Here is a 25,385-nt window from a genome sequence, read left to right on the forward strand (position 1 = left end):
GTCCGTTGTGCGCGATTCGTCGGTGATACCGCGTAAAGCCGCCAGCAGGACGCTATTAAATAAAATAGTAATGATTATCATTTGTATCACTAAATGAGGCCATTGGACTATATCGGGGAAAATAAATGCCGGGTCACTGCACCTTCAAACGCACGCCCTTAAGCGCACTCTTACTGATGATCATCAGCAGCGCATCGGGCTGGGCGGCGGAGAAAAACAATGCTGATAACAGCACACTTACCGTTACCGCCAGCAGCATTGAGAGCGATAGCGGCGATGCTGACAGCTGGAATCAGGTGGCGAAAAAAGCCGATAGCGTCACTAAAAGTACGCGTCCATTAATTGAAACGCCGCAGAGTATTTCGGTGATAACGCAGGCGCAGATGGCCTCGCAGGCGGCGCTGAATGTCTCGCAGGCTTTGCGTTATAACAGCGGGATTGGCGCGGAGGGTGGCGGCGCAGATTATCGCTTTGATGACATCTCAATTCGCGGTTTTTCTGCCGATGAGTATCTGGATGGCCTGCGCTTACCCACCGTTACCTATTGGTCACGTCCGAATTACGATACTTATCTATTAGATCGCCTTGAAATAGTGAAAGGCCCAAGTTCGGTTACGTTCGGCCAGGCAAGTCCCGGCGGCGTGGTAAACCTAATCAGCAAGCGCCCAACCGCTGAGCCGGTCCACCAGATTTTTGTCAGTACCGGCAGCAATAACCTGTTTGAAACCGGCCTCGATCTCTCCGGCGCGCTGGATAACGAAGAACATTGGCTGGGACGCCTGACCGGAACCTGGTCACGCAATGACACCCAGGTCGATTACACCAAATACAAACATTATGACATCGCCCCTGCCCTCACCTGGCAGCCGAATGACGACACGCGTCTGACGCTGCTCGGGCAGTTCCGCAAAGATCCCTACACCGGATTTTATAATCAGCTACCGCTGGAAGGCAGCCTGATCAAACTGGCGCAGGGCAATTACTCCGATAAGTTTTACGGCGGCCAGCCGGGCTTTGATTACTATCGCCGTGAACAAGCCAGTATCGGCTATGACTTTATGCATAAATTTGATGATATCTGGAGCGTGCACCAGAATCTGCGCTATCTGCACACCAGCAGCGATTATCAAATGGTCTATCCAAACGCCACCGTGAATGACGGTTCGGCCACGGTGAGCCGTGACAGCATGCGGGTGATTGAGTCGTTTAACGCCTTTGACGTGGATACCAATCTGCAGGGCAATCTGGATACGGGGCCAGTCAACCACGCGCTGACGCTTGGTGTTGATTACGTGCACGACGATCTGCGGCAAAACAGCGGCTATGGTACGGCGTCAGATATCAGCTATCTCAATCCTGATTACAGTACGCCGGTCGATCCGTTGTTGATCGATAACCATAATCGCTCGTTTATGACTCAGCTCGGCTTCTACCTGCAGGACAGCATGAAGTGGAACCAGTGGATCCTGAATCTAGGCGGGCGCTACGATCGGTCACAAACTCGCAGCCAGAACTGGGTTGCCGGTTCGCGTACTGAACTGAATGATTACGCCACCACTGGTCGAGCAGGCCTGATGTACCACTTTGATAACGGCATCGCGCCCTATATTAGCTACGGTACCTCCTTCCAGCCGCAGGCCGGCACCTCGTTTGACGGAAACGCTTTTACCCCCACCAAAGGCAAGCAGTCTGAAGTTGGCGTGAAGTATCAGCCGAATGGCCTTAACGCGCTGTTCAGCGCCGCTCTTTACGATCTGCGCCAAACTAACGTGCTGACCGCCGATCCCGAGCATGCTAACTATTCAGTACAAACCGGCGAAATCCGTTCGCAGGGATTTGAGCTGGATGCCAAAGCTAACCTTACTTCGCGCTGGCTGGTGAACGCCTCTTATGCGCTGACCAACCCGAAAGTGTTGTCTGCCAATGATGACACTGAAGGTAAGCAGCCCGTCGCCATTGCTCGCCAAAGCGCCACGTTGTGGACAGAATACGCCTTGCCTGGCATGCTAGAGGGCATAACGATTGGCGGTGGCGGACGCTACGTCGGAACCAGCTATGCCACCACTGACAACAGCTTGAAAGTGCCGGCAGCACTGGTTTACGACGCGATGATGCGCTATCGCTGGCAGGATTGGCAACTGGGGCTCAACCTACAGAACCTTACCGATAAACAGTACATCAGCAACTGTAACGATCTCGGTTGCCACTTTGGTTTACGTCGCCAACTGATCGCCACGGTGAGCTATCAGTGGTAATCAGTCGTCGACAACTTTTACTGGGCGCGCTGACAGGCGCTGCCCTGTATTCATTTCCCACATGGGCGGATACCGCGCCGCGCTGGGTGATCCTCGATTGGGGATTGACCGAAATGGCGCTGCTGCTCAACGTCACGCCAGTGGGGGTGGCCGCGCCGGACTGGTATCGCCGCCTGTTCAGCCAACCTGCGCTGCCGCAGCAGGTTGCAGATGTGGGTTTGCTGTTTCAACCCAATTACGAAACGCTGTATGAGTTACAGCCGACGCAGCTGTTGGTGACGCCCGCGCATCGCCTGGCTGAAGCGCAACTTTCGCGTATCGCACCGCTGCACTACTTTCCCGTGAGTGGCCCACAGCCCTGGCAACGCGCGCAGCAAAATCTGCATACGCTAGCGCAGCTGGCCGGTGCGAATCAGCGCGCCGAGAGTGTAATGCGCAGTCTGCTAGCACGGCTGGCTGTCGCACGGCAACGCGCCGCACGCTTTCAGGACAAACCGATCTATTTATTACATCCTCTTGATACGCTGCATGTGATGCTGCTCGGCACGGGAAGCTTATTTAATGACGTGCTGGCTTTACTCGATTTGCCGTACAGCACGCCATTTGCGGTCGGTGCGCAGGGTTACGCCACGCTAGAGCTGGAACAGCTCACCTCCTTGCCGCCGGGTTGGCTCGTGCTGTTGCCGTCATGGCCGGAAATCGATCTCAATCCGATACTCCAATCACCGCTATGGCACATCTTAACGCGCCCGAGTGGGCACAGATTACTGACGCTGCCGGACGGTTTATCGGCCGAAGGTGGCGTTCTGACCGCCGTGCGCTTCGCCGAGGCATTAGTAGCCGCATTAGAGGCGCACACATGAATCGTCACTGCGCCGGGTTAACATTGTTGCTGTTCGCGATGGCACTCATGTTGTGTCTTGAACAACTTGCCCATCAATTGTCGTGGTGCGCGATTTGGCAAGCGCTACGTGGCACCGCCATGCCGAGCCTGCAACAGCAGATGTTCACGCTGATGTGGTTACCGCGTCAAGGCATGGCACTGCTGTGCGGCCTGGCGCTCGGTTTTACCGGCGTTGTCATGCAGCAAGCCCTGCGTAACCCGCTAGCAGAGCCGATGACGCTTGGCATAGCGTCCGGGGCGACATTGGCACTGTCATTGGCGACACTGATTGGCCCAACCTGGCTGCTGGCCAGTCGTGAATGGATCGCTTTAAGCGGCGCCATTACCGCTTTTGCGGTGGTATTTTTGCTGAGCCTGCGCCAGGGTTTTACGCCGCTAGCGTTAACGCTGGCGGGGATGCTCGTCAATCTCTACTGCGGTGCCGTCAATCTGCTGTTATCCATCCTCTACGATCGTTCATTGTCTGCCGTATTTATCTGGGGCGGAGGCGCATTGACGCAGGAGAACAGCCATGCGCTGTGGTGGTTACTGCCGCGACTGGTAATGGCCGCCCTGCCGGTGTTATTCATTCTGCGCCCTCTGCGCCTGCTGGCGCTGGATGAGCGCGTCACCCGCTCAGTGGGTTTACCGGCAGGATGGGTGCGTGCTATTTCGCTGCTCTCAGCGTTAACCATCAGCAGTCTTGTTATCAGCGTGGTCGGCGTGATTGGCTTTATCGGCCTTGCCGCACCTCATCTCGCTGCGTTAAGCGGTGCGAAAAATTTCTATCAGAAACTCATCTGGTCGCCGCTGCTGGCTGCTGGCTTATTGTGGTTAACCGATCAAGGCGTGAGTCGCCTGAATGGCATCAACGGTTTGCTGTTACCGACCGGCATGATGACTGCGTTGGCTGGCGGACCGCTACTGCTGTGGTTTTTGCCGCGCCTGCGCCACATTTTCCAACCGGATGTCAATGAACCGTCGTCCGCTCCTTTTCCCACCCATCAGATAGCAATGCTGCCGGTGATCATGATGTTTCTGCTGATGTTGGCTATCGCGCTTGATTTTGCGCGAGGTCTGCACGGCTGGCACTGGAATTCACTGGCAGAAATGCGCCAGATGCTGCCATTCCGCGTGCCGCGACTGCTCGCCGCGCTCGCGTCGGGTGTGCTGCTGGCCGCCGCCGGCGTGATTTTGCAGCGCGTTAGCCGTAACCCGATGGCCAGTCCGGAACTGCTCGGTATTGGGGCAGGCGCATCGCTGGGTATTACTGCACAGCTGCTGCTGTGGCCACTGGCGGGAATGGCGGTGATGATAGCCAGTAGCGCGCTAGGGGCTCTCTTCACACTTGGATTAACGCTGTGGCAGGCACGCCGCTATGCGCTCAATCCTCAGCGCATGCTGCTTAGCGGGTTGGCCATTACCGCGCTGTTTCAATCCGTCGCGGCGATCGTCATCAGTAATAACGGTGTTGCCGCCGCCATGCTGCGCCAGCTGATGACCGGTTCCACCTATTATGTCAGCACGCCCATTGCGACTCTCGCTTTCGTGCTGGCCTTGCTGCTGCTGGCATTGACACCGTTGTTGCGGCGCGCCTTGCTGCTGTTGCCGCTCCATAACATTTCACCGTCGCTGGGACTCAATGTTGCCCATGCACGCCTGCTGTTGATGCTTCTGGCCGCCGCCATGACGGGCGTCGCTACGCTCATTGTCGGACCATTATCCTTCATCGGTTTACTTGCGCCGCAGCTGGCACGCCAGCTTGGCGCGCGCAAACCGATGGCGCACCTGCTGCTGGCGGTGTTGATCGCCGCAATAGTGATAATGCTGGCCGATTGGGCGGGCAACAATCTGCTCTACCCGCGACAAATTCCGGCTGGACTCATGGCCACATTAATTGGCGGGCCATGGTTGGCACTGCTGCTGTGGCGACCACTCAATAGCGCCAACGCATAGGAGATGATGTGGCAATATATCGGCGGTTACTGCGCACCAGCGGCGCGCTATTTTTTATTGCGCTGGGTTGCAGCGTGATGGGTGGATTAAGTAATGCCGCGCTACTGGCGTTAATTAACCAGGGATTGAACGCCAGCGATGCACAACGTTTGCAGCTGGCATGGCAGTTTGCTCTGCTGGCGCTGTTGATGCTCGGCACGCGAACGCTGAGTCAGTCGCTATTTATGGCGATGGGCCAGCGCAGCAAGGCCGAATTGCGGCGCCAGCTGGTACAGCAGGTGGCCGACGCCGGCTTTGCCAATCTGGAAAAGCACGGCATGCCGCGTGCGCTCAGTATTCTGACGCAGGATCTCGATCAGGTTGTGGTGTTTTTTATCTCGCTGCCCAGCTTTGTGATGTCACTGGCGGTGATTACCGGCTGCATAGCCTATCTCGGTTACTTATCGCTCACTGTGATGGTGATTGCGCTCATCACCATCTTGATTGGCTCACTTGGTTACAGCAGCGTCCATCGGCGCGCGCTGCAGCTGATGCGTCAGTCGCGCCAGCGCGAGGAGGCGTTAACGGGCGAAGTCAGTGCGCTTTTCAGTGGCGCGAAAGAGCTACGCTTGCACGCTCCGCGCAAACACGCCTTCATGCATAATAAATTATTCCACACCATTGAACAGGTGCGTGTTGAACGCACGCGTGGCTACGTGCTCTATGCGCTGGCGAATATCTGGGCCAGCGTATTTTTCTTTGCGTTTATCGGGGCTGTGATGTTTTTGCTTGCGCGTGTACTGGATCTGCAGGGCAGCGTGATGTCCGGCTTTGCCATGGTGTTTCTATACATGATCGTGCCGATTGAAAACGCGCTTTCCGCCCTGCCCGGCCTCACCCTGACGCAGGTGGCGCTTAAACGTATCGCCGCAATGCAGCAGCAACTGCCGCCGGAGCACACCGCCTTCGATAAGCCCCCACAATCATTTCAGCGGCTGGAACTGCGTGCGCTGACTTATCAGCATGACGTTTTCCAGCTCGGTCCGATCAGTCTACAGTTTCAGCCCGGCGAACTGGTCTATCTCACCGGAGGCAATGGCAGCGGCAAAACAACGTTAGCACGCTTGATCACCGGTTTGTATCAGGCCGAAAGCGGTACCTTGTTGCTGGACGACGTCGCGATCGATGAGAAGAACCGCGCAGGGTATCGCCAGCTATTTTCAACGGTATTCAATGATTTTCACCTGTTCGACGATTTACAAGGCATAGATAGCGCGCACTTAGATAACGATGTGCAGAGATTGCTGCGATCGCTACAGCTGGAGAAGAAAGTGACGCTTGAAAATGGAACGTTCTCCACGTTAGCGCTCTCCACGGGACAGCGTAAACGACTGGCGCTGCTGGTGGCATGGCTGGAAGATCGCCCTTTCTATCTATTTGATGAATGGGCAGCCGATCAGGATCCGGCGTTCCGCGAGGTGTTTTACCATCAGCTGTTACCGGCGCTGAAAGCGCGAGGAAAAACCGTCTTGGTTATCACACATGACGACCGCTACTTCCATCTTGCCGACCGCTGCCTGAAGCTGGAATGGGGACAGTTAGTCAGCGCTTAAGACGCGCTGCGGCCTGCTCGGTTGCCACGCGACGGCGGGCAATAAATTCTGCTATCTGCGCTTTCGCCTCTGCCAGGCGCGCCGGTGAGGCACTGCGTGGAGAACCAGAATGGAAGGGCGGTGCCGGATCGTACTCCATTTGCAGTTGGATATTTTCCGCAATCTCACGTCCAAACAGCTCTTCCGCTACCGTTAAGGCGAAATCGATGCCCGATGTAACGCCTGCGCCCGTGATACGGTTGCGGTCACGTACCACGCGCTCTGACACCGGCGTGGCGCCCAGCAGGCTAAGCTGATCGAGCGAACCCCAATGCGAGGTTGCGCGATATCCCTGCAATAAGCCTGCAGCACCCAAAATCAGCGAACCGGTACACACCGACGTTACCCACTGTGCGTTCTCCGCCATGCGGCGCACGAACTCCAGCGTGTCGTCATCGTCCATCAGCGCAATCTGCCCGGGACCGCCGGGGATGCAGATCAGATCGAGTTTGGGGCAGTCAGCAAACGTGGCGGTGGGCACGATGGCCAGGCCACGATCGGACATCACCGGCTGCCGATCTTTCCAAATCAGATAATTAGTGACGTTCGGCATGCGGGCGAAGACTTCCCACGGACCGGTCAGATCGAGTTGCGTTACGTTGGGATACAGCAGCAAACCAATAGTCATAGACGAAGAAGCGGCCATGATAATCTCCATGAGCAATCAGAGCGTTATCATGGCCTTGCTTTTCAAAGGAACGCAATGGATTAATTCAGCAGGGGTTTGGCCTGCGGCTGTTTCACACCGTCTGCCAGTGCAAACAGTGCTGCCACCCGCTCTTTCTCTTTAGCATCAACCGGGATCAGCAGGCCGCAGATCACAAACACCGCGACGTTACCCGCCAGACCGACAATGCCGCTGGTCAGTGAACCCAGAGCCGGTATGTCATCCGGATAGAATACCGTCAGCACAATGGCGATAATGATGCCGCTCATCATGCCGAGCAGCGCGCCTTGCTTGTTGCCAAAACGACTAAAGATGCCGAAGAACAGCGGTACCGCCAGCTGAATAATGCCCTGATACGAGATCTGCGCCAGCAGCTGCAACCGCGAATAGTTAAAGGTGAAATAAGCCAGCAACGCGGCGGCGACAATAAACACCACCATGCCTGATTTCGCCAGCACCGTTAACTGACGATCGCTTCGCGGTTTATTCCAGGTGGCGAGGTCATTGGCGAACTGCGTGCCACATACCTGCACACACCCATCCACGTGACCAATGCTTGCCGCCAGCACAATCACCAGGGCGATTGCCAGCAGCCACGGGCCGCCTTGATCGAACAACGCGGTAAAGAAGCCGTTTTGTGGATTGGCCTGCACGTTAGCGTCCTGGCTCACCGCGGTCGCAAACAGCATCAGGATGGCGTAGAAACCGCCCACCAGCAGAATAGTCAGCAGCGTACCTTTCTTCACTGCGCGAATACCGCTGGCGGTATAGATGCGCTGGAAGCTCATCGGCCAGCACATCGATCCGATAACGCCGGTGAAGATCAGGCTGAACATGTACCACGGACCGTAATGCGAGCCTTCCGCACCTGGAATTTGCAGCATTGCCGGTGGCAGCGAGGCGAGTTGACCAAAACCGTGATCGCCGCTAAATAGCAGGATGACACACACCAACGCGCCCAGCCCGTAAGCGATAATGCCCTGATACATATCGGTCATGATCAGCCCACGCATGCCCATGCTCACCGTCCAGTACTGCCGCACCAGAATCAACAATACGCCTGCGATTAGGCAAGTGGTGACGCCCCAGCGGCCAAAACTGGCGAATTCAACCAGTAGCGCGAGAGCCTGAATCCCCATGACCACCCACGGGAATACGCAGATAATGCCGATGATTGACGCCACGCGTTTCACTGCCGGACTGTTGAAGCGCATGCCCAGCAGATCGGGTTGCGTGGTCAGGTTAAAGTGTTGCCCCCATTTCCACGCGCGACGCGCCATCAAATACATCGCCGTTACGCCTAACGTGGAGTAAACCGCACCGTAAAAACCGATCACGCCACTGACCGACAGGGCAAAGAACGCGGTAAAGGTTGCGCCCGGCCACCATGAGTTGGTATAGCTCATGGCGATATACCACGGCCCGTACGAGCGCCCGCCGACGGCATAATCGGAAAATGACGTGCTTTTACGATTGGTGGCATAAAGCACCGCGATCATGATGGCCAGAAATAGGCCAATCATGCCGAAAGTAATGACGTAGTGGGGTTCTGCCGCACTGATTTTCATGATACTTCCTCATCGGCCGGAATTTCACCAAATGCGCATTCCGCGAGATACATTACCCATAAACCAATACCTAAAAATACGGCTATCGCCAGCCAGTAAATAATCGGTAGCGGAATCCCAAGAAACAGAGCGCTGCTGCCACTTACACTTAAATAAAGTGGTGGGCAAAGCGCTAACAGTAATAATGCAAGCAGATATATGGAAAAGACTTTATTTTTAATACTTATGCGGGCGCGCAGTTGTTGCCCGATGACCATCGAACTCATAGCGATCTCCTCAACGTTTATTGACGGTTTGCGCACTCCCTTACCTGCTGAAAACAGCATCTTCCTGGTGAACTTAAAACACTTCAAGCTAAAACAGATTGAATAGCAGGTGCCTATGAATGTACACCCAGTGTGGCGACCGGCGTTTTATACCGCTCGCAGCCAATTCTCCCAGTCGGGATGATGTAATACACTGCGAGCGCGTAAATTCTTCCAGGCACCATATTTTGAAAAATCAAAATCAATATCTGCCACATGATGCTGAATAATAGCCCAGGTAGACCACTTCATATCGGCAAGATATTTATGGATCTGCACGCGCGCAAATAAAGCGCTATCCACTTTGCCAAAATAATCTTCCAGTAATTCGTGTTCAATTTGCGGTGTGAAAAACATTTCGCCAAACCACAATGCTAATTCATAGCAACGATCGTTATTTGACGCATATTCGAAATCCACCAGCCGAATATCCTGCTGCGCATTGAGCATGAAATTGCCGGCAAGCGTATCGTTCATGCAGGGTACTAAATCCAAACCGGCGGCCTCTAACGCCTGTTGTGCTCGCTCGGCTTGTTTGTGCAGCCATATCGCCTCTGCTGTAAAGACCACATTGAGCGCTTTGACTTGTTCAATGTGTTCGTTGAGCATGTCGAACACCGTTTTGTTCTGCTTGAGCAAAGGCTGATCGTTAAAGCTTTTCAGCCCATGCAGCGCGCGATGGCGAATGGCCGGCTGCTGAAAATCGAGATTAGACGAAGCGCGCCAGCCATCAATAAATTCGAAGACTTCAACACCTAACTCGCGTAGAAAGGCCACCACCGGCACGCCGTAACCGGTTTGTGCGGCTTTCAGGCTCGCTTCATGTGCGGTTTCGCGGTTAATAAAGCGTTCGGTGCCTTCGCCGGGAATTTTGACAAAGTAGGCGCACGGCGCACCGTCGACTGAGACATGCCAGTTTGCGTTGGAAATCCCGCCGCTGACCGGACGATAATGTACCGCTCTGCCCTGCCATTCTGGCATGGCTGCAATTGCCTGCTCTACGCGCTGTTCCTGCCAGTTTTGTGCTTCTCCGGGACGTTTGCTCATCATGCTGCCTCCGCCGTTAGGGTTAACCATCGTTCAAAACGAGGATCGCTGGCGCTTTGTCGACAGCGCAGCAGCATCCATTGCCCTAGCTTGGCAAACTCAAGACCACGAGAACTGATGCTGCCGTTCAACATGCCCCACAGCGTCCAGTGATAATCATCAACCAGCGCGTATAGGCGGCAGCGCGCGACATCCGCTTCGCTACAGGCGCCACGCCAGGCACGAATCGCATCGCGCCAGCGATCGTCAGTGGGCAACTGTTCGTGGATCAAAGTAGCAATATCGTGCCAGGCATCGCCCTGCGCAGCATAATCAAAATCCAGCATTTGCCAGTTGCCTTTGCTGTTGATCATCCAGTTGCTGGCAATATTGTCGCCGTGAATCAGCACGGGCTGATACGGCACAGCATTCAGTGCCTGCCAGGCCAAATCAACACACTCGCCGAGCCAAAGGAGTTCGTCCGGTAACACCACATTTTGCCGGGCAATGTGCTGACGCAGCTGCAACATATCCTGCTGACGCTGCTGGCTTGGCAGTGGTAAACCGGCGTGATGCAGTTTATCCAGGGTACGAGTGAGCGAGCTAAAGTGACGCGGATCGCGGAAGGTCTCCAGCTTCGCCCAGCGATAATCGGCATCCAGCGCCGCAAAAATCAACACACCTAAATCGGCGTCAACGTGACAGAGTGCTGGCGCAATGCCCAGTTCTCCCGCCTGGCGGCTAATTTCCGTGGTGCGCTGCAGGTCGATCAGCGATTTTTGATCATCAAACAGGACTTTGGCGTAATAGCGTGTCTCCGACGCTGTAACATAAAATCCCGCCCACTCCGTTGCTAAGCGATGCGGCGAAGCCACACCTGCGGTACCCGGCGCTATCACCACGCGTTGCGAAGGCTGCCAGCGCGCCAGCGCCTGCTCTAAACGTCTCATCATTCTGCGGCCTCCGGCGCTAAGCTGAGTTCACTGAGCATCGCCATCAGCACATCTAATCCGCGATGCAGATCTTGCTCGGCGGTAAATTCCCGTTCGTTATGCGAAAGCCCATTCACGCTCGGAACAAACAGCAACGCGCTGGGGCAGTGATAGCTCAGGCTGATGGCATCATGCCCCGCGACACTGCGCATTGGCATGGCGCTGAATCCCAGTTTTTCCGCCTGCGCCAGCGCCAGCTGACTGAGGCTGTTATCCAACTGCTGACGCGGACGAAATTGTGCGCGGTCGAGGCTGACATCCGTCGCGGTTTGCTGGGCAATGGATTGCATCTGCTGACTGAAGCTGTCACGTAGTTGCTGCAGCAGTGCTTCGTCAGCAGAACGAAATTCGATAAACAGCGTTGCTTCACGGGTCACCACATTAGGTGAATTGGGCGCCGTTTCCAGACGGCCAACCGAAGTATGTAGCACCTCGCCGTGGCGATCGGCTTCAGCGCGCACCGCTACAATGGTCAGTGCCGCAGCTAACAGCGCATCGCGTCGGCGCGACATCAATGCCGGACCGGTGTGATTTTGTTCGCCGCAAAAGGTCACCTGCCACTTCAGTGCTGCCCAGGTTTCCGTTACTACCCCAATCTGTTTTTGCTGTTGCTCAAGATGTGGACCTTGTTCAACATGCAACTCGAGGTAGGCCGCTAACGGCAGCGGGGGCAATGCGTTACCGTCATAGCCAATGCTGCGCAGTGCGGCTTGCAATGTCACACCTTCAGCATCTTCACAGGCCAGCGCGTGTTTAAGCGACAGTGCGCCAGTAAAGACAGCACTCCCGGTTAAGCTGGGTTGAAATCGCGCGCCCTCTTCGTTGGTCCAGTTTACTACCGCCAGATTACGCGCTGGTTTTTCGCTTAACTGACGCACCAGCGCCGCGATAGTGGCTGCTGCGCCGGTTACGCCGTATGCGCCATCGAATCGTCCGCCCTGCGGTTGACTGTCAAGATGTGAGCCGCACAGGATCCACGGCGCTCCTTCGACCAGCGTCATTAAGCCAAAAATATTGCCAATTTCGTCGACATGAACCGAAAATCCCTGCTGCTTCAGCCAGAGGCAAAAGGCATCGCGCATCTGTTTATCCGCAGCCGAAGCAGTAAGACGATGCAGACCACCCGCGTCAGTGGAACCAATGCTGCTGCTCAGCGCGAAAAGCGCGTCAAACGCCTGATAGTCTTGTGATGTCATCCGCGGCCGTGCCGGGATGGAGGATGTTGACATGTGCATTCTCCAGACTCGCTACAAAAGCTGCCGCAGGAGGCGCATTGGTCACTAAGGTGTCGACCGCGCTAAACGGCAGCGTATTCACAAAGGTTCGCAGTCCAAATTTGCCTTCATCCGCCAGAATCACACTCTGACGGCAGTGCGTGCTCAGCACGCGCCGTAACAACGCCTCAGGCTCTTCGTAGTCCATAAAGCCGTTTTCCCGATCCACTGCGCCAATGCCCATGAAAGCGATGTCGTAGTGAAACTGCCGGGCAAACTCCAGCGTATGGGGGCCAATCAGTGCGTTATCATTTCGCCGAACGCGCCCTGGTGTTAGCGTCACAGCGTTCTCGCTTTGTTGCGTTAGCAACGCGGCGATATCCATCGAATTAGTAATAATTTTCAGACGCGAAAAGCGCGTTAACTGCTGTGCCAGCGCCAGGGTTGAGGTGCCCGTATCAAGAAATAGCGCCATCCCCTCCTCCACCAGATCGCTGGCTAACTGTCCAATCCGCACTTTCGCCCGCGGTTTGATACGGCTGCGAATTTGCAGCGGCTGCTCCTCGCTGGAGACCGGCAAAATGGCCCCACCGTGCACTCGCCGTAATACGCCCTGCTCTTCAAGAAACTTCAAATCACGTCGAATAGTCTCTTCCGAGACCACAAACTTTTGCGCCAGCTCGGTCACGCGCACCCGTTTTTCGTGGCTTAAAATCCGTTTAATTTCATCGAGTCGCGGCTGATTGATCATGCTTACCCTTATGTTTTGCGGAGAAAAAACCAAGTATACCTGTAAGTTGATCTCCGCTTTGCCAACACGCGATTAATCCGCTCGCGACGGTTAGAGCGCAGGGCAATGCTGGTCCCACGGCATCAACGCTTCCAGCGCCGCGCAGAACTGCAGGACATCCGCTTCGGCGTAACGCCGGCCAACAACCTGCAATCCCACCGGTAGACCTTCAGGGGTAAATCCGCAGGGTAGGGTGGCGGCGGGATTACCACTCAAATTGAACGGCCAGGTAAAGGGCGTCCAGCGCGCCCACTCCACGCCGCTCTCACCCGCAGGTTGCGTTTCCGGCACGTGGCGATCGGCAGCAAAAGGCAGAATCGGCAACGTAGGCGTAATCAGCAAATCCACCTCATCGAACAGCGCATGTACCTGATTGGCGAAGGCCGCGCGCTGTTTTTGTGCCGCAAGATAATCAGCCAGATCGAGATGCTGCGCGCGTTCTATTAATGCAGCAAAGCCGGGATCGAGTTTGTCTAGCTGCTGTTTTAAGGCTGAACCGTAAGCAACACCCCGGCCGCCGCTCCACAACGTATCAAAGGTATCGAATGGCGTTGACCACGCCAGCGAACGGGCGGTCAGCGTGACCGGTAAGGCATGCGCAATATGTTCAACGGCCTGCTCAACACAGGCAGCAATATGATCGTCCACCGGCGTATTAAACAGCGTTGGGCTGTAGCGCACCCGCAGTGGGGCTAACGGCGCATCACAGCGCTCCAGCCAGGATTCGGTTTTAGCGGGCAGCGCCTGATGGTCGCGTGCATCCGGACCGGAGAGCAGATCAAACAGCAGTGCGCTATCGCGTACCGTACGCGTCATCGGCCCGGCATGGCTGAGCATTTCAGTGGCGGACCATGGCCAGGTGGGAATGCGCCCCAGCGACGCTTTAAGTGCAAAGATGCCGCAAAAGGCCCCGGGAATTCGGACCGATCCCCCGCCATCCGAACCGAGTGCCGCAGGCACCATGCGTGCCGCCACGCTGATTGCCGAACCCGAGCTGGAGCCGCCGCTGGTAAGCCGGGGATCCCAGGGATTACGACCGTGGCCAAAAACCCGTGAATAGCTCGACCCCGTCCAGCCAAATTCGGTGGTCGCGGTTTTGCCAATAAGGATGGCTCCCGCTTGCTTGAGACGCGCAATGATTGGCGCGTCACTGTCGGGAACATTATCAAGTGAGGTCAGCGAGCCCTTGGTCGTGCGCAGGCCAGCTGTTGAGAACAGATCTTTGATGCCAAAAGGGATGCCATGTAAAGGACCACGCAGCACGCCCTGCTGACGCTCCAGGTCACATTGATGCGCGTCTTCAAGCGCTTGCTCAGCGTAAACATCGCCAAACGCATTCAATGTGGGATTGTGGGTTTTTATGTTTTCCAGACAGCGCGCAACCAATGCCTCACTGCTCAGCTCACCCGCGTGCATTTGCTGCGATGCGCCAAGAACATCGGGCACACTCTGCGATAAATTACGTTCAACCGCCATTTTAACGCCCTGCCTTTCGCCTCAATAATGAGACGATAGTGGCAAGTGTTGATGTGCGAATCAAGCCCATACAGTGTGACTAATGTGGGATATGTTGTTTTTGTCAGGATGCAGTAATAGGAAAAGCCGATGGCTAAAAACCGGTAAAAATGACAGCAAGGTGACGAAAAAATGAAGAGTCATTTTTTAAAGCCGTATCCGCCCTCAGTTTTTCGCTTTGCGCAGCGGTGACGTTATTTTGCGTGGCAAGCAGCGGAACACATCCTGAGCGGTCCATTGCAGACCGCTGTGATAATAAAAAAGTCTGAATAAAAAAGCGTCTGATGCGTTACAGCCAACTCGCTTTTTTCAGCCGCCACCACATCACACAACAAATCACTACCGTTACGCCCACCACCGCCGGATAGCCAAAGTGGGTATGCAATTCGGGCATATCGGGGAAGTTCATGCCATACATGCTGAAGATAATTGTCGGTACGATCAGAATTGCACCCCAGCCGGCAAGTTTTTTATTCACTTCACTTTGCTGCACAGATACCAGCGCCAGATTCACCTGCATGGCGCTGGTGAGCATCTCACGCATGTCTTCGGCATCGATCATTACGTGATGCGCATGATCCTGCACATCACGTAGATAGGCGCGCAGATTTTTCGGAATGATATCTTCATGGAAGCGCACCAGCTGCTGGCAGATTTCTGTCACCGGCAGCGCCGCGTTACGCAGCGCCAGCAGTTCACGCCGCAGATGATATACATTTTGTAGCGCATCGCTGTCGAAGCGGGTAGTAAACATCCCCTCTTCAAGTCCACCAATGCGCTCATTCAGTGATGCGGTGATTTTGCTGTAATTATCGACAATGAAATCAAGAATACAGTAGAGCGCATAGCCCGGTCCGCCACACAACATCGCGTGATTTTTCTCTGCTTTGCTGCGAATTTCCGCATAGCCCTCTGATGAACCATGACGCACGGTGATCAGGAAGTTTTTACCTAAGAAGAAGTGGGTTTCGCCAAAGCTGATGCGTTGTAGATCGTCCATATGTGCAGTTTTCACCACGATGAACACGGAATCGCCATACTGTTCAATCTTGGGTCGCTGATGTGCCACCAGCGCATCTTCGATCGCCAATTCATGCAGGCTGAATTCCTGTTGCAGCGTCTGCATAAAGGCCGGGTCGGGCTGATATAACCCCATCCAGACGAAGGAGTTCTCCTCTTTGAGCACTTCGCTAATGTCGGCGACATCGACATGCTCTTCGCGCTTGCCGTGACGATAGGCGACGCAGTTGATTACCATATTTGGCCGGTCCTTGTTGTTTGCACCTTGAATCATAATAGCCTTAAAGATCGCGAACCATTTCAACGCAGGCGAGGTCAGCCTGGGCCAGCGCCGAGGGATAAAGCGCTTGGCGCACCACGCTAAAACCGTGGCGCTGATAGAAACTACTGGCATTAGGGGTGGCGGCCAGCGTCAGTTGGGAGAAGCCGCGCTTTTTCGCTTCATCGATAATCGCCTGCATGATAGCGCTAGCGTAACCTTTGCCGTTGCAGGCGGGCAGCGTAAATATGGCTTCAACGCTGCCGCTGTGGAGATCGAGAAAACCGGTCGCAGCCACGCCGTGTTCCGGATCATCGATAACGTAAAACGGATTGCTTTTCACCGCCTCGAAATAGCCGAGGGGTAACGTATCGGGCGTCCATGCCGCGATAACGTCAGCCGGATAAACCGTTTGGCAACCGTGGCGAATGGCGAGATTACGAATGCGCCACAGCGCGGCGGTTTCATCGCAGCGGGCTAAACGCGGTTTCATTGCTCCTCCTGATGGCTATTAATCTGTGATGCTTCACAGTAGCAAAATTATCAGGGGACGCCTAAATAACGCAGCAAGGCGGTCATCAACGCCGCGCCAATGATCACCAGAATCAATGGTGTGCGGCGCCAGGCGAGAAATACCGCAAACAATACGCCTGAGATGCGCGCCACGCCGGCGAAGTGGGTACCTTCAAATAGCGCCGTCGTCACCGCCACCGCCAGCAGCAAAATCGTGGCCGCGTCCGAAAGCATATTGCGCGCGCGATCGGACATCTGCATGCGGCTTCCCAGGCGATAACCGGCAAAGCGGATGGCATACGTTCCTACCGCCAGCAGCGCTATGCCAGCAACGATCAGATTATTTTGCATTTTTACGCTCCCGCCAGCTGAGTAAGCCCAGCAGTGAAAACAGCACCGGCATGCCAGCTGGAACAAACGGCGTTGCCAATACGGATAATGCGGTGCCAAGGGTTGCTGGGATCAGCGTGCGACGCTGACGCAACGCCGGGAAAATCAGGGCGATCAAAATCGCTGGAAATACCGCATCAAGACCAATCGCCGAGACATCAGGAATAAAGCGCCCGATCACTGCACCGCCGATGACCGTCAACGGCCAGATAGTGAAGATCCCTAATCCACAAATCCAGTACGCCGCACAACGCTGAGCCAGCTTTGGTTGGGAGATCCCAAACACGACGCTTTCATCATTCATGATGTGGCAGCCCAGCAGGCTGCGACTGCCCTTGCCGACTAAATCCTTTACCGCGATACCGAATGGCAGATGACGGGCGTTGACCAGTAAACCCGCTGCGGCTGCCGTCAGTGGACTACCACCGCCCGCGACAATACCGATAAACAGAAATTCCGACGCGCCCGCTAGCACTAAGGTTGAGAGTGCAATGGGTACCCATAGCGGAAAGCCTTCAGCGGCCGCCAGTGAACCATAAGAGAGCCCGACAATGCCATCGGCCAGACAAACCAGAATAATTGCTTTGATTACACCGCGATCAAGCGGCACTGCACCCAGACGCATCACAATTTCATCTCATATCGAACAAGAAAGACGTTATAATGAACGCACCACGAGTGTTTTACAAGATGAACAAATTGTTCGATATAAAGAACAGGAGCAGGTTTGACCACGCCAATTGACATTATTGCTGTTGGATTATTACGCGAACGCCAGCGCGCGGGGCTATCGATAACCGAAGTAGCACGCCGAGCGGGGATCGCTAAGTCAACGCTTTCACAGCTTGAGGCGGGCAATGGGAATCCCAGTCTCGAAACGCTATGGGCACTGTGCGTGGCGTTGAACATACCTTTTGCACGGCTAATGGAGCCTGAAGTTAAGCGCTTGCAGGTGATTCGCCGGGGCGAAGGGATGGTGGTATCAGCAGAGATGGCGGATTATCAGGCTGCATTGCTGGCAAGCTGTCCGCCCGGCGGACGGCGCGATCTTTATCTGATTACCAGCCAGCCTGGCGCACCGCGCGCCTCAAAACCTCATCCTCCGGGATCGGTAGAACATATCATTATTGCGCGCGGCCGGGCGCTGGTGGGCCCCAGCGATGAACCTGTCGAACTGCATCCCGGCGACTACATCTGCTACCCCGCTGACGAACCGCATGTATTCGAAGCATTAGAAGCGGACACAATGGCTGTACAATTGTCGGAGCAGAATTAAGGGCGGCCCTCTATCGTAAGGTGCGCATTGATGCGCACCCGGAAATATCAATCCATCACAATTTCCTATTGTTAAATCCGGTGATTAGCGTGCGGCCTGATGGCATGCTGTGATTTTCTACGCTGAGAATCAGGAACATATGGACATCATTCCCGCTCGACCTCATCACGCTGCTGCCATTCAGAAAATCTACGCCTGGCACGTAATACACGGTACTGCGACCTTTGAAACCGAGCCGCCCTCTGAAAGCGAAATGCAAAATCGCGTGCTGGATGTGCAGCAGCGCGGCGGGTTTTGGCTGGTGGCGCAGGAAAATGATCGCGTGCTGGGTTACTGCTATCTGGCACCGTATCGCCCGCGCTATGCCTATCGATTTACGCTGGAGGATTCGATTTATCTCGATACGGAGCAAACCGGTAAAGGCATTGGACGTGCGCTGCTGCAAAAAGCCATCGCACTGGCTGAAGCGGCGGGGTTTCGTCAGATCATCGCGATTATTGGCGATAGCGCCAATGAGGGCTCGCTGGGATTACATCGCGCTCTCGGGTTTGAGCACACTGGCATAATGAAGTCGGTCGGTTTCAAGCATGGCCGCTGGCTCGACACCGTGGTGATGCAGCGTTCACTTGGTCTCGGAGACAGCCAACCGCCTGAACGTTAATCGCGATGCCCCTGCACGACAGGCCTGCGCTGAGGTATGCTGAACCTCCACCATTAAGGAGATGCAGATATGCCCGAAATCGTTGTGTATGCGGCGGAAGGTCGTACGGTTGAGCAGAAGAAGAAATTATTGCGAGCGGTCACCGCGGCGGTGGCGGATTCGTTTGAGATCGATGCCAATTCGGTGACGGTTTCCATCATCGAAACGCCAAAACACCATAAATCAAAAGGCGGCGTGCCATTTGACGAGCGGTGAAAGTAGTTAAAGTGTGAAAAGCCCCGCTGGGGCTTTTATTGTTTTTAAAGCATTTATTAGTGATATCCATGCTAATCGAGTGCTTCGCACGCGCCGAAAAGTCAGTATCATAGCGTTCTGCCGCTTACTGGAATGAGTGATCTATTTTGCTATGACCAATCAAACTGCACTATTTTCGCGGCTGACTTCAATCCTTGCCGATGAAAGCCGTACCCCGCTGTACAAACGCTTCGCCACCGCAATTAAAGATGCGGTGCGTGAGGGAATGTTAGTGCATGAGGAGATCCTGCCAAGCGAACGCGAATTTAGCCAACTGCTGAACATCTCACGTATCACCGTGCGTAAAGCCATGGATTCCCTGGAAAAAGAGGGCGTGGTGCTGCGCTCACGCGGCTATGGTACGCAGATTTCCAGCCAATTCGAATATTCGCTGAAAGAGCCAAAGGGTTTGTCACAGCAGGCGGTTTTGCGCGGCAAAAAACCTGATACGGTGTGGATCAACAAAAGCAAAATTCACTGTAGCGCTGAGATTGCTGAGAAGCTGGGACTGAGTATTGGTAGCGATGTCTATCTGCTCAAGCGTATTCGTTATGTCGACGCACAAGCGGTATCGGTTGAGGAATCCTGGGTACCGGCGCGCTATATAGCCGACGCGGATGCGATTGGTATTTCGCTTTATGATTACTTCCACCAGCAGCAAATTCTGCCGGTGAAATCGCAAAGTCGAGTAAGCGCTCGCATGCCGGACGAGGCGCTCCAGCAGCAAATAGCCCTGCCCGCCAATGTGCCTGTTCTGGTGATTAAGCAACTGGCAATGGACGCACAGGGCAATCCGCTGGAGTACAGCATCAGCTACTGCCGCAGCGATATGTACGTGTTTATTGCTGAGTAAAACGCTGTTGCCAATAGGCGCTTAAGGTGGCGCGATCGGGCGCACAATCGCCGCCACGCTGCGATACCACGTAAGACGCCACCACGTTGCCCAGCGCAACGCTTTCCGCCAGTGACCAACCTGATGCCAGTCCCGCCAATAAGCCACCAGCGTGGCTGTCGCCTGCGCCGATGGTATCCACAACGTTGGTAGCCAGCGCCGGGATCCAACCTTGCGTATCTGCGTTAACGAAACCGGCACCTTCGCTGTCCAATCGCACCACCATTGCACCAGCAAAACGTTGCTGCCAGCACGTCATCAACTGCCGAGCATCAAAAGGTTCAGGCTGACCGAGACGCTCATACCACAGCAGTTCCGCCTCCTGTCTGTTCACTGTAATCAGTGGATGGCATGCCATAATCTGCTCGAACTGTGTATCGCCGATATCCGCCAGACGTGGGCCGAAATCCACCAGCAGCTGATAAGGTCGGCTTTGCTGCTGCAGCCAATCAATCAATACATCACCGCTTTTGCTGGTCAGCTGGTAGCCGGAGAGATAGATCCAGCGATTGATCGGCTGCGGGAGTGTGCTAAGCAACGTTGCATCCCACAGATTTTCCACGCCGCTCACCGACAGAAAGGTGCGTTCACCATCGGGTTCAACCAGCGCCAGGCACCAACCGTTATCGCCTTTCGCCGTTTCCAGCACGCTGTGAATACCGTATTCCGCTAGTTTCTGACGAATAATGCTGGCCCAAGTGCCAGTGCCCAGCGGCAGCGCGTTGATCGATGGAATCCCCAGGCGATGCAGCGTAATCGCCACATTCAGCGCGCATCCGCCTACATTGACGCCCTGCTGCTGAAGTTCAATATCGCTGCCTCGATGGGGCAATGAGTAAGCATCTGCAATCACATCAACCACCGCTGCACCTACCACGCATACCGGCAGACGGCCTTCGAGTCGCGCCAGATCGTCAGGCGTTAGCATAGGCGGCCTCCCGCTGCTGACGGAAACGGGTGAAAGCGGCGCTATAGCGGGTGAAATCCAGTGCGTTGGCAGCGTCCAACTCGGCTTTCAATTCGCTATCAATGCTATCGATGCCATTCAGCGCACCACAAATGGCGACCGCCATCGCGCCGATGGTGTCGGTATCACCACCGAGATTGGCACACAGGATCGCGCAACGATTAGGATCGGTCTCAGCCAGTTCCACCATGGCAATGGCTGCTGGCACTGATTCAATGGTGCTGGTTCCAGTGCCAACCAGATCGTAAATTTGCTGCATGGTCGATTCCACACCCCTGCCCTGCTTCACCACATCCAATGCCAGCTCCAAACGTGCCGCCATGGAAGCGCTAAAGGTGGTCACCCGCTTTTCCTGCGCTGCACGTGCGATAGCGGGAAGCTCATCACGAATGGATGTCCAGCCCGCACCGTCAATGGCACGGGACACCGCCCAGGCAATGACTGTTGCACCGGAAATGGCTACGTCAGATTTATGCGTTGGACTCGACGCCAGCGCGACGGCATCAATAAAGGCTGAAAGATCATGTGCAGGTAGCAGACAACCGAGCGGAGAAACGCGCATCGCTGCACCGTTTGTCATACCGTTGTTTTCAAGCTGGGATACTGGAGTGCCAGCTTTCATCGCGTTAAGCGCCATTTTGGAGGTGGGCCCCAGTACGTTCTTATTGAACGCATCAAACGCCTCCGCCCACTGCAAAATATTCGCTCCAATGGTTTCCGCATTGATCTCGCCCTCGTGAGTTACGATGGCATCGGCCAATGCCAGCGCCATCGACGTATCATCAGTAAAAGAGGCACGGCCAAAATAGCAGGCGGCATTATTTTCAGCCGGCCCGGGCAGAAACCGGTCGATCCAGCCGAAGTGTTGCTTTACGCGTGATCGCGGCCACAACTCTGATGGCATGCCCATTGCGTCCCCCAGTGCCTGGCCGTAAAACGCGCCTAAAATCCTTTTTTCTTGCAGTGTCATCGTCATGGTGAAATCTCTTATTTATGGCTTTCAGCCGTTGCTGAGTTATTAAATGCGGTAAGTTCATCGCTGCGCTTTTTGCCGTCGCGGAACAGAACAATAAAGGCGATGGTGATGATTACGATCATCACGCTACCGAACATCCACATGCCGGCCCAGTTAAAGGTTTGCCCGTTGCGCGGTGTGTCATAGGCAAACATTTCCTGCATTAGATACCCGCCAAGACGGTAACCCAACAGGCTGCCGATGCCCTGACAGGCAAGCGTGATAAGACCCTGCGCGGCATTACGCATCGCAACCGGTGCTTTCTTATCCACATAGATGTAGGCGGTGATGAAGTAGAAATCGTAGCTAACACCGTGCAGCAGAATGCCCATAAAGAGCAGACCGTAAGTCAGCATGTTTTGATCGCCGCCGAACACGAAGAACACATAGCGCAACGCGGCGGTGGTTAACCCCAGGAGCAGCACTTTGCCGATACCAAAGCGCTTGATGAAGAATGGCAACGCCAGCAGGAAGAAAATTTCTGATATTTGACCCAGCGTCATCCAGCCGGTTGCATGCGGCAAACCGACCTCCGTTAAATAACCTTCAGCAAAGATGTAATAGAACGCTAAGGGCATACTGAACAGGAACGAACAGACAAAGAAGACGAGGAAACTCCGATCTTTTAATAAATGCAGTGCATCGAGACCGAGCGCAACGCGAACACTGAATTTGCCGGTGCTTTTGGGTTCAGTTGCCGGCAATGTTAATGCAAATATGCCCAATATCAGCGAGCTTGCAGCGGTGATCAGTAACGGCACGTTACTTGCCGAGATGTCGCCATATCCCAGCAGTGGCGGCAGAAAGCCGCAGACAATACCCGATGCGATCCAGCCAAGGGTTCCCATTACGCGAATGCGTGGATAATCTCGTTCCACATCCGCAACGTGTGAAAATGCGATGCTGTTGGTCAACGCAATGGTTGGCATATAAGTCAGTGAATAGAGCAATAGCAGCGGGAAGAAGCCGCTAAAATGCGTTTGCTGGGCAGCAAAGAACATCAGAATTGCGCCAACGATGGTGAGAAGCGACAACACTTTTTGTGCCTGGAAAAAACGATCGGCCAGCGATCCCACCAGGATCGGAGACAATATGGCCGCTATTGAGGTACAGGCGTAGCACCAGGCAATCTCAATCGGCGAAAAGCCGTTTTTACTGAGAAATGCCCAGAGCGGTACAAACCATGCGCCCCAGATAAACCACTCTAAGAACATCATGAACGACAGTTTTGGGATTGTTGTTTTCATAAATAGGACTCCCCGGTGTAGGTGAGGCCAATCTAGCACCACAAATAATACCTTTATAATACCATTGGTGGATTTTTTGAACTCGCCCACAAGATTTTTAACCAGTGGGCAACCGCGTTGAGCAGGAAATAAGCGTTGAGGAGAAGGTGGTAAATGAGAAAGTCAGGGCGCGATAGCCGCGCCCTTGAAGGCTTAGCGGCGATTTTTCCACACTGTCTGAATGTTACAGAACTCGTGTACGCCAAAACTGGAGAGTTCACGGCCGTAACCACTTTTCTTCACTCCACCAATAGCCACTCGTGGATCGGATGCGCCGTTACCGTTGATGAATACGGCCCCGGTTTCCAGCTTTTCTGCCAGCTCATTAGCAACGGTTTCATTGCTACTCCACACGGTAGCGCTCAGACCAAATTCGCTGTTATTGGCGAGCTCCAGAGCGTGTTGTGCATCGCGAGCCACCGTTATGGCTGCAACCGGTCCAAAAATTTCTTGCTGAAACGCGGTCATTGCAGGAGTGACATCCGCGAGGATCGTCGGCGCATAATAGTTACCTGCGCCTTCAATTTTATGACCGCCTAAGACCAAACGAGCACCTTCCTGAAGGGTTTGCTGAACCTGATGATCCAATTCATCACGCAGATCGTAACGCGCCATCGGGCCGATGTAGGTTTCTTCGTCTAAAGGATCGCCGATCTTGAGTGCCTGCACCGCAGCGCTAAAACGCGCCTCAAACGCTTCTGCAACGCTCTCTTCAATAATGAAGCGCTTGGCCGCCATGCACACCTGTCCGGTGTTCTGGTAGCGTCCTGTGACCGCTGAGGCCACTGCTGCGTCCAAGTCGGCATCCGCAAGCACGATAAATGGATCTGCCCCACCGAGTTCTAATACGGTTTTCTTCAGTACCGCACCGGCTTGTGCCGCAATAGCTCCGCCAGCACGCACGCTGCCTGTAACCGCGACGGCAGCGATACGTGGATCTTTAATGGCCGCGGATACGCCTTCGTTATCGACGTTAATCACGGTAAAACCGCCTTTAGGCAGGTCGGTGGCATCAAACAATGATGACATTAAGTTGGCAGAGCCCATCACACTTGGAGCATGTTTCAATACATAGGTGTTACCTGCCAGCAGCATGCTGACTGCACCGCGCAGAACCTGCCAGTATGGGAAATTCCATGGCATAACCGCGAGGATCGCGCCGAGAGGCCGAAACGATTGCCATGCCTGCTGGTTTTCTACCAGTGTGGGTTTATCTGCAAGGATCGCTGGGCCGTGTTCGGCGTACCAGTCACAAAGGTTGGCACATTTCAGTACTTCTGCCCGCGCCTGAGCAATGGGTTTACCCATCTCTAACGTGGCCATTTTCGCCAGCTCATCCTGGCGCTGGCGGATCTGTTCAGCGAGCTGACGCAACACTTTCACACGCTGCGGCATGGCGGTATAACGCCATTCAGCAAATGCATCTGCGCTTTGTTGCAGTGAAGCCTCAAGTTCAGCAGGGCTTTGCAGTGTATAGGTTGCGAGGATTTCGCCGTTAGTGGGATTGCGTGAGATAACGTTGTCAGTCATGAAAGATGTCCTCGTCATAGTGAAGTGATGTTCAATGCCGTCCACCTTACGCCGGGCACAGGTTTCTTAAAAATGAATAATAATGAGGAAGTTGTTCATTTAATGAGAAGCTTCAGGATCTTTATCGCACACAACTGATGTTTTTAAGGGATCGGATGAGATGTTATAGCGATGACGCTGTTTTACCGTTATTGCCGCGCCAAAGCCGCTGCAGACTTGAACTTATTCAGTTATACAGTGAATAGATCTTAAAGAAAGATCATATAGAGATCTAAAAGAGATCCTAAGAGATCCCCAATCGTCGCAGCCCGCACCAGACAAGGCCTCAGAAGGTGATCGCGTTCACTATAATGAGTAAAGCATCCACTGTAGTCAGTAGTTTATTCACTATAGAGAGTAGAATGTTCACTATAAACAGTGTTAATGTTCACTGTAATCAGAAAACGACCCTTTTCATCCACAGAATGAAGATCTCAGGCT

24 protein-coding genes are annotated in these 25,385 nt (G+C 54.4%); 8 read left to right on the forward strand and 16 right to left on the reverse strand.

Annotated elements, in window-relative coordinates:
• Positions 1-125: 125 nt before the first annotated feature.
• From AC07WB_RS22800 to AC07WB_RS22815, 4 genes are read left to right on the forward strand one after another with little or no spacing between them, the layout of a single operon-like run.
• Positions 126-2,255 carry a TonB-dependent siderophore receptor gene (locus AC07WB_RS22800; RefSeq protein WP_494941427.1) on the forward strand — a complete coding sequence of 710 codons (2,130 nt, stop codon included), beginning with the start codon at positions 126-128 and terminating at the stop codon, positions 2,253-2,255.
• Positions 2,249-3,118 (forward strand): ABC transporter substrate-binding protein, encoded by an 870-nt coding sequence (locus tag AC07WB_RS22805; protein ID WP_494941428.1) that lies wholly within the window; start codon positions 2,249-2,251, stop codon positions 3,116-3,118. The genes AC07WB_RS22800 and AC07WB_RS22805 overlap by 7 nt, the downstream gene beginning before the upstream one ends.
• Positions 3,115-5,094 carry a Fe(3+)-hydroxamate ABC transporter permease FhuB gene (gene fhuB, locus AC07WB_RS22810; protein WP_494941429.1) on the forward strand — a complete coding sequence of 660 codons (1,980 nt, stop codon included), beginning with the start codon at positions 3,115-3,117 and terminating at the stop codon, positions 5,092-5,094. The genes AC07WB_RS22805 and fhuB overlap by 4 nt, the downstream gene beginning before the upstream one ends.
• A gap of 8 nt (positions 5,095-5,102) precedes the next feature.
• A complete protein-coding gene (locus tag AC07WB_RS22815; protein WP_494941430.1) occupies positions 5,103-6,686 on the forward strand; it encodes a cyclic peptide export ABC transporter in 1,584 nt (527 codons plus the stop codon).
• Here AC07WB_RS22815 and AC07WB_RS22820 read toward each other — a convergent pair.
• The 12 genes from AC07WB_RS22820 to AC07WB_RS22875 all read right to left on the reverse strand — a co-directional run bounded on the left by AC07WB_RS22820 (position 6,676) and on the right by AC07WB_RS22875 (position 17,609).
• On the reverse strand, positions 6,676-7,371 hold the full coding sequence (locus AC07WB_RS22820) for a DJ-1/PfpI family protein (RefSeq protein WP_345830328.1): 696 nt from the start codon (positions 7,369-7,371) through the stop codon (positions 6,676-6,678). The two genes, AC07WB_RS22815 and AC07WB_RS22820, sit on opposite strands and share 11 nt — an antisense overlap.
• A 62-nt stretch (positions 7,372-7,433) precedes the next feature.
• Positions 7,434-8,960 (reverse strand): sodium:solute symporter family protein, encoded by a 1,527-nt coding sequence (locus tag AC07WB_RS22825; protein ID WP_097098202.1) that lies wholly within the window; start codon positions 8,958-8,960, stop codon positions 7,434-7,436.
• The gene (locus AC07WB_RS22830) at positions 8,957-9,226 is read right to left on the reverse strand and encodes a hypothetical protein (RefSeq protein WP_097098203.1); all 270 of its coding nucleotides are present in this window, start codon (positions 9,224-9,226) and stop codon (positions 8,957-8,959) included. The genes AC07WB_RS22825 and AC07WB_RS22830 overlap by 4 nt, the downstream gene beginning before the upstream one ends.
• Before the next feature lie 147 nt (positions 9,227-9,373).
• Complete coding sequence (locus AC07WB_RS22835) at positions 9,374-10,315, reverse strand: choline kinase family protein (protein WP_320204530.1); 942 nt, start codon at positions 10,313-10,315, stop codon at positions 9,374-9,376.
• On the reverse strand, positions 10,312-11,244 hold the full coding sequence (locus AC07WB_RS22840; protein WP_494941431.1) for a phosphotransferase: 933 nt from the start codon (positions 11,242-11,244) through the stop codon (positions 10,312-10,314). Before AC07WB_RS22840 ends, AC07WB_RS22835 begins: the two co-directional genes overlap by 4 nt.
• On the reverse strand, positions 11,241-12,512 hold the full coding sequence (locus tag AC07WB_RS22845; protein WP_494941432.1) for a Zn-dependent hydrolase: 1,272 nt from the start codon (positions 12,510-12,512) through the stop codon (positions 11,241-11,243). Before AC07WB_RS22845 ends, AC07WB_RS22840 begins: the two co-directional genes overlap by 4 nt.
• A complete protein-coding gene (locus tag AC07WB_RS22850) occupies positions 12,451-13,248 on the reverse strand; it encodes a DeoR/GlpR family DNA-binding transcription regulator (protein WP_097098206.1) in 798 nt (265 codons plus the stop codon). The genes AC07WB_RS22845 and AC07WB_RS22850 overlap by 62 nt, the downstream gene beginning before the upstream one ends.
• 90 nt (positions 13,249-13,338) lie before the next feature.
• The gene (locus tag AC07WB_RS22855; protein WP_494941433.1) at positions 13,339-14,763 is read right to left on the reverse strand and encodes an amidase; all 1,425 of its coding nucleotides are present in this window, start codon (positions 14,761-14,763) and stop codon (positions 13,339-13,341) included.
• Between the two features lie 328 nt (positions 14,764-15,091).
• Positions 15,092-16,060, reverse strand: a complete 969-nt coding sequence (gene corA / locus AC07WB_RS22860; RefSeq protein WP_494941434.1) for a magnesium/cobalt transporter CorA — start codon at positions 16,058-16,060, stop codon at positions 15,092-15,094.
• 43 nt (positions 16,061-16,103) lie between these two features.
• Positions 16,104-16,574: a GNAT family N-acetyltransferase gene (locus tag AC07WB_RS22865; protein ID WP_494941435.1), complete on the reverse strand. Its 471-nt coding sequence runs from the start codon at positions 16,572-16,574 to the stop codon at positions 16,104-16,106.
• Positions 16,575-16,624: 50 nt separating this feature from the next.
• Entirely contained in the window at positions 16,625-16,945 is a 321-nt protein-coding gene (locus AC07WB_RS22870) for an AzlD domain-containing protein (RefSeq protein ID WP_494941436.1), read from the reverse strand.
• Positions 16,935-17,609: an AzlC family ABC transporter permease gene (locus tag AC07WB_RS22875; RefSeq protein ID WP_494941437.1), complete on the reverse strand. Its 675-nt coding sequence runs from the start codon at positions 17,607-17,609 to the stop codon at positions 16,935-16,937. Before AC07WB_RS22875 ends, AC07WB_RS22870 begins: the two co-directional genes overlap by 11 nt.
• Before the next feature lie 102 nt (positions 17,610-17,711).
• On the opposite strand from AC07WB_RS22875, the gene AC07WB_RS22880 reads away from it, so the two are divergent.
• The 4 genes from AC07WB_RS22880 to AC07WB_RS22895 all read left to right on the forward strand — a co-directional run bounded on the left by AC07WB_RS22880 (position 17,712) and on the right by AC07WB_RS22895 (position 20,068).
• Positions 17,712-18,260: a helix-turn-helix domain-containing protein gene (locus AC07WB_RS22880; RefSeq protein ID WP_097098212.1), complete on the forward strand. Its 549-nt coding sequence runs from the start codon at positions 17,712-17,714 to the stop codon at positions 18,258-18,260.
• Positions 18,261-18,399: 139 nt separating this feature from the next.
• Positions 18,400-18,921, forward strand: coding sequence for a GNAT family N-acetyltransferase (locus AC07WB_RS22885; protein ID WP_097098213.1), 522 nt, complete (start codon positions 18,400-18,402; stop codon positions 18,919-18,921).
• Positions 18,922-18,990: 69 nt separating this feature from the next.
• Complete coding sequence (locus AC07WB_RS22890; protein WP_007886101.1) at positions 18,991-19,176, forward strand: tautomerase family protein; 186 nt, start codon at positions 18,991-18,993, stop codon at positions 19,174-19,176.
• A 151-nt stretch (positions 19,177-19,327) separates the two neighbouring features.
• Positions 19,328-20,068 (forward strand): GntR family transcriptional regulator, encoded by a 741-nt coding sequence (locus AC07WB_RS22895; protein ID WP_494941438.1) that lies wholly within the window; start codon positions 19,328-19,330, stop codon positions 20,066-20,068.
• Here the strand turns inward: AC07WB_RS22895 and AC07WB_RS22900 are convergent.
• The 4 genes from AC07WB_RS22900 to AC07WB_RS22915 all read right to left on the reverse strand — a co-directional run bounded on the left by AC07WB_RS22900 (position 20,055) and on the right by AC07WB_RS22915 (position 24,905).
• Positions 20,055-21,035, reverse strand: a complete 981-nt coding sequence (locus AC07WB_RS22900) for a PfkB family carbohydrate kinase (RefSeq protein WP_345830315.1) — start codon at positions 21,033-21,035, stop codon at positions 20,055-20,057. The genes AC07WB_RS22895 and AC07WB_RS22900 overlap by 14 nt on opposite strands.
• Entirely contained in the window at positions 21,022-22,038 is a 1,017-nt protein-coding gene (locus tag AC07WB_RS22905) for an ADP-ribosylglycohydrolase family protein (protein ID WP_345830828.1), read from the reverse strand. The genes AC07WB_RS22900 and AC07WB_RS22905 overlap by 14 nt, the downstream gene beginning before the upstream one ends.
• Before the next feature lie 23 nt (positions 22,039-22,061).
• A complete protein-coding gene (locus tag AC07WB_RS22910) occupies positions 22,062-23,336 on the reverse strand; it encodes a nucleoside permease (RefSeq protein WP_494941439.1) in 1,275 nt (424 codons plus the stop codon).
• Between the two features lie 192 nt (positions 23,337-23,528).
• Entirely contained in the window at positions 23,529-24,905 is a 1,377-nt protein-coding gene (locus AC07WB_RS22915; RefSeq protein WP_097098218.1) for an aldehyde dehydrogenase family protein, read from the reverse strand.
• Between the last annotated feature and the right edge of the window lie 480 nt (positions 24,906-25,385).

Source organism: Pantoea sp. GW821-FHT03E06, from assembly GCF_059420725.1.

Bases quoted from the DNA above. Each gene is read 5' to 3' on its own strand.
- AC07WB_RS22845 (WP_494941432.1), bottom strand. From the start codon at position 12,512: ATGTCAACATCCTCCATCCCGGCACGGCCGCGGATGACATCACAAGAC.
- AC07WB_RS22835 (WP_320204530.1), bottom strand. From the start codon at position 10,315: ATGATGAGCAAACGTCCCGGAGAAGCACAAAACTGGCAGGAACAGCGC.
- AC07WB_RS22910 (WP_494941439.1), bottom strand. From the start codon at position 23,336: ATGAAAACAACAATCCCAAAACTGTCGTTCATGATGTTCTTAGAGTGG.
- AC07WB_RS22855 (WP_494941433.1), bottom strand. From the start codon at position 14,763: ATGGCGGTTGAACGTAATTTATCGCAGAGTGTGCCCGATGTTCTTGGC.
- AC07WB_RS22865 (WP_494941435.1), bottom strand. From the start codon at position 16,574: ATGAAACCGCGTTTAGCCCGCTGCGATGAAACCGCCGCGCTGTGGCGC.
- AC07WB_RS22850 (WP_097098206.1), bottom strand. From the start codon at position 13,248: ATGATCAATCAGCCGCGACTCGATGAAATTAAACGGATTTTAAGCCAC.
- AC07WB_RS22800 (WP_494941427.1), top strand. From the start codon at position 126: ATGCCGGGTCACTGCACCTTCAAACGCACGCCCTTAAGCGCACTCTTA.
- AC07WB_RS22875 (WP_494941437.1), bottom strand. From the start codon at position 17,609: ATGCGTCTGGGTGCAGTGCCGCTTGATCGCGGTGTAATCAAAGCAATT.
- fhuB (WP_494941429.1), top strand. From the start codon at position 3,115: ATGAATCGTCACTGCGCCGGGTTAACATTGTTGCTGTTCGCGATGGCA.
- AC07WB_RS22900 (WP_345830315.1), bottom strand. From the start codon at position 21,035: ATGCTAACGCCTGACGATCTGGCGCGACTCGAAGGCCGTCTGCCGGTA.
- AC07WB_RS22915 (WP_097098218.1), bottom strand. From the start codon at position 24,905: ATGACTGACAACGTTATCTCACGCAATCCCACTAACGGCGAAATCCTC.
- AC07WB_RS22830 (WP_097098203.1), bottom strand. From the start codon at position 9,226: ATGAGTTCGATGGTCATCGGGCAACAACTGCGCGCCCGCATAAGTATT.
- AC07WB_RS22870 (WP_494941436.1), bottom strand. From the start codon at position 16,945: ATGCAAAATAATCTGATCGTTGCTGGCATAGCGCTGCTGGCGGTAGGA.
- AC07WB_RS22885 (WP_097098213.1), top strand. From the start codon at position 18,400: ATGGACATCATTCCCGCTCGACCTCATCACGCTGCTGCCATTCAGAAA.
- AC07WB_RS22840 (WP_494941431.1), bottom strand. From the start codon at position 11,244: ATGATGAGACGTTTAGAGCAGGCGCTGGCGCGCTGGCAGCCTTCGCAA.
- AC07WB_RS22895 (WP_494941438.1), top strand. From the start codon at position 19,328: ATGACCAATCAAACTGCACTATTTTCGCGGCTGACTTCAATCCTTGCC.
- AC07WB_RS22825 (WP_097098202.1), bottom strand. From the start codon at position 8,960: ATGAAAATCAGTGCGGCAGAACCCCACTACGTCATTACTTTCGGCATG.
- corA (WP_494941434.1), bottom strand. From the start codon at position 16,060: ATGGTAATCAACTGCGTCGCCTATCGTCACGGCAAGCGCGAAGAGCAT.
- AC07WB_RS22890 (WP_007886101.1), top strand. From the start codon at position 18,991: ATGCCCGAAATCGTTGTGTATGCGGCGGAAGGTCGTACGGTTGAGCAG.
- AC07WB_RS22820 (WP_345830328.1), bottom strand. From the start codon at position 7,371: ATGGCCGCTTCTTCGTCTATGACTATTGGTTTGCTGCTGTATCCCAAC.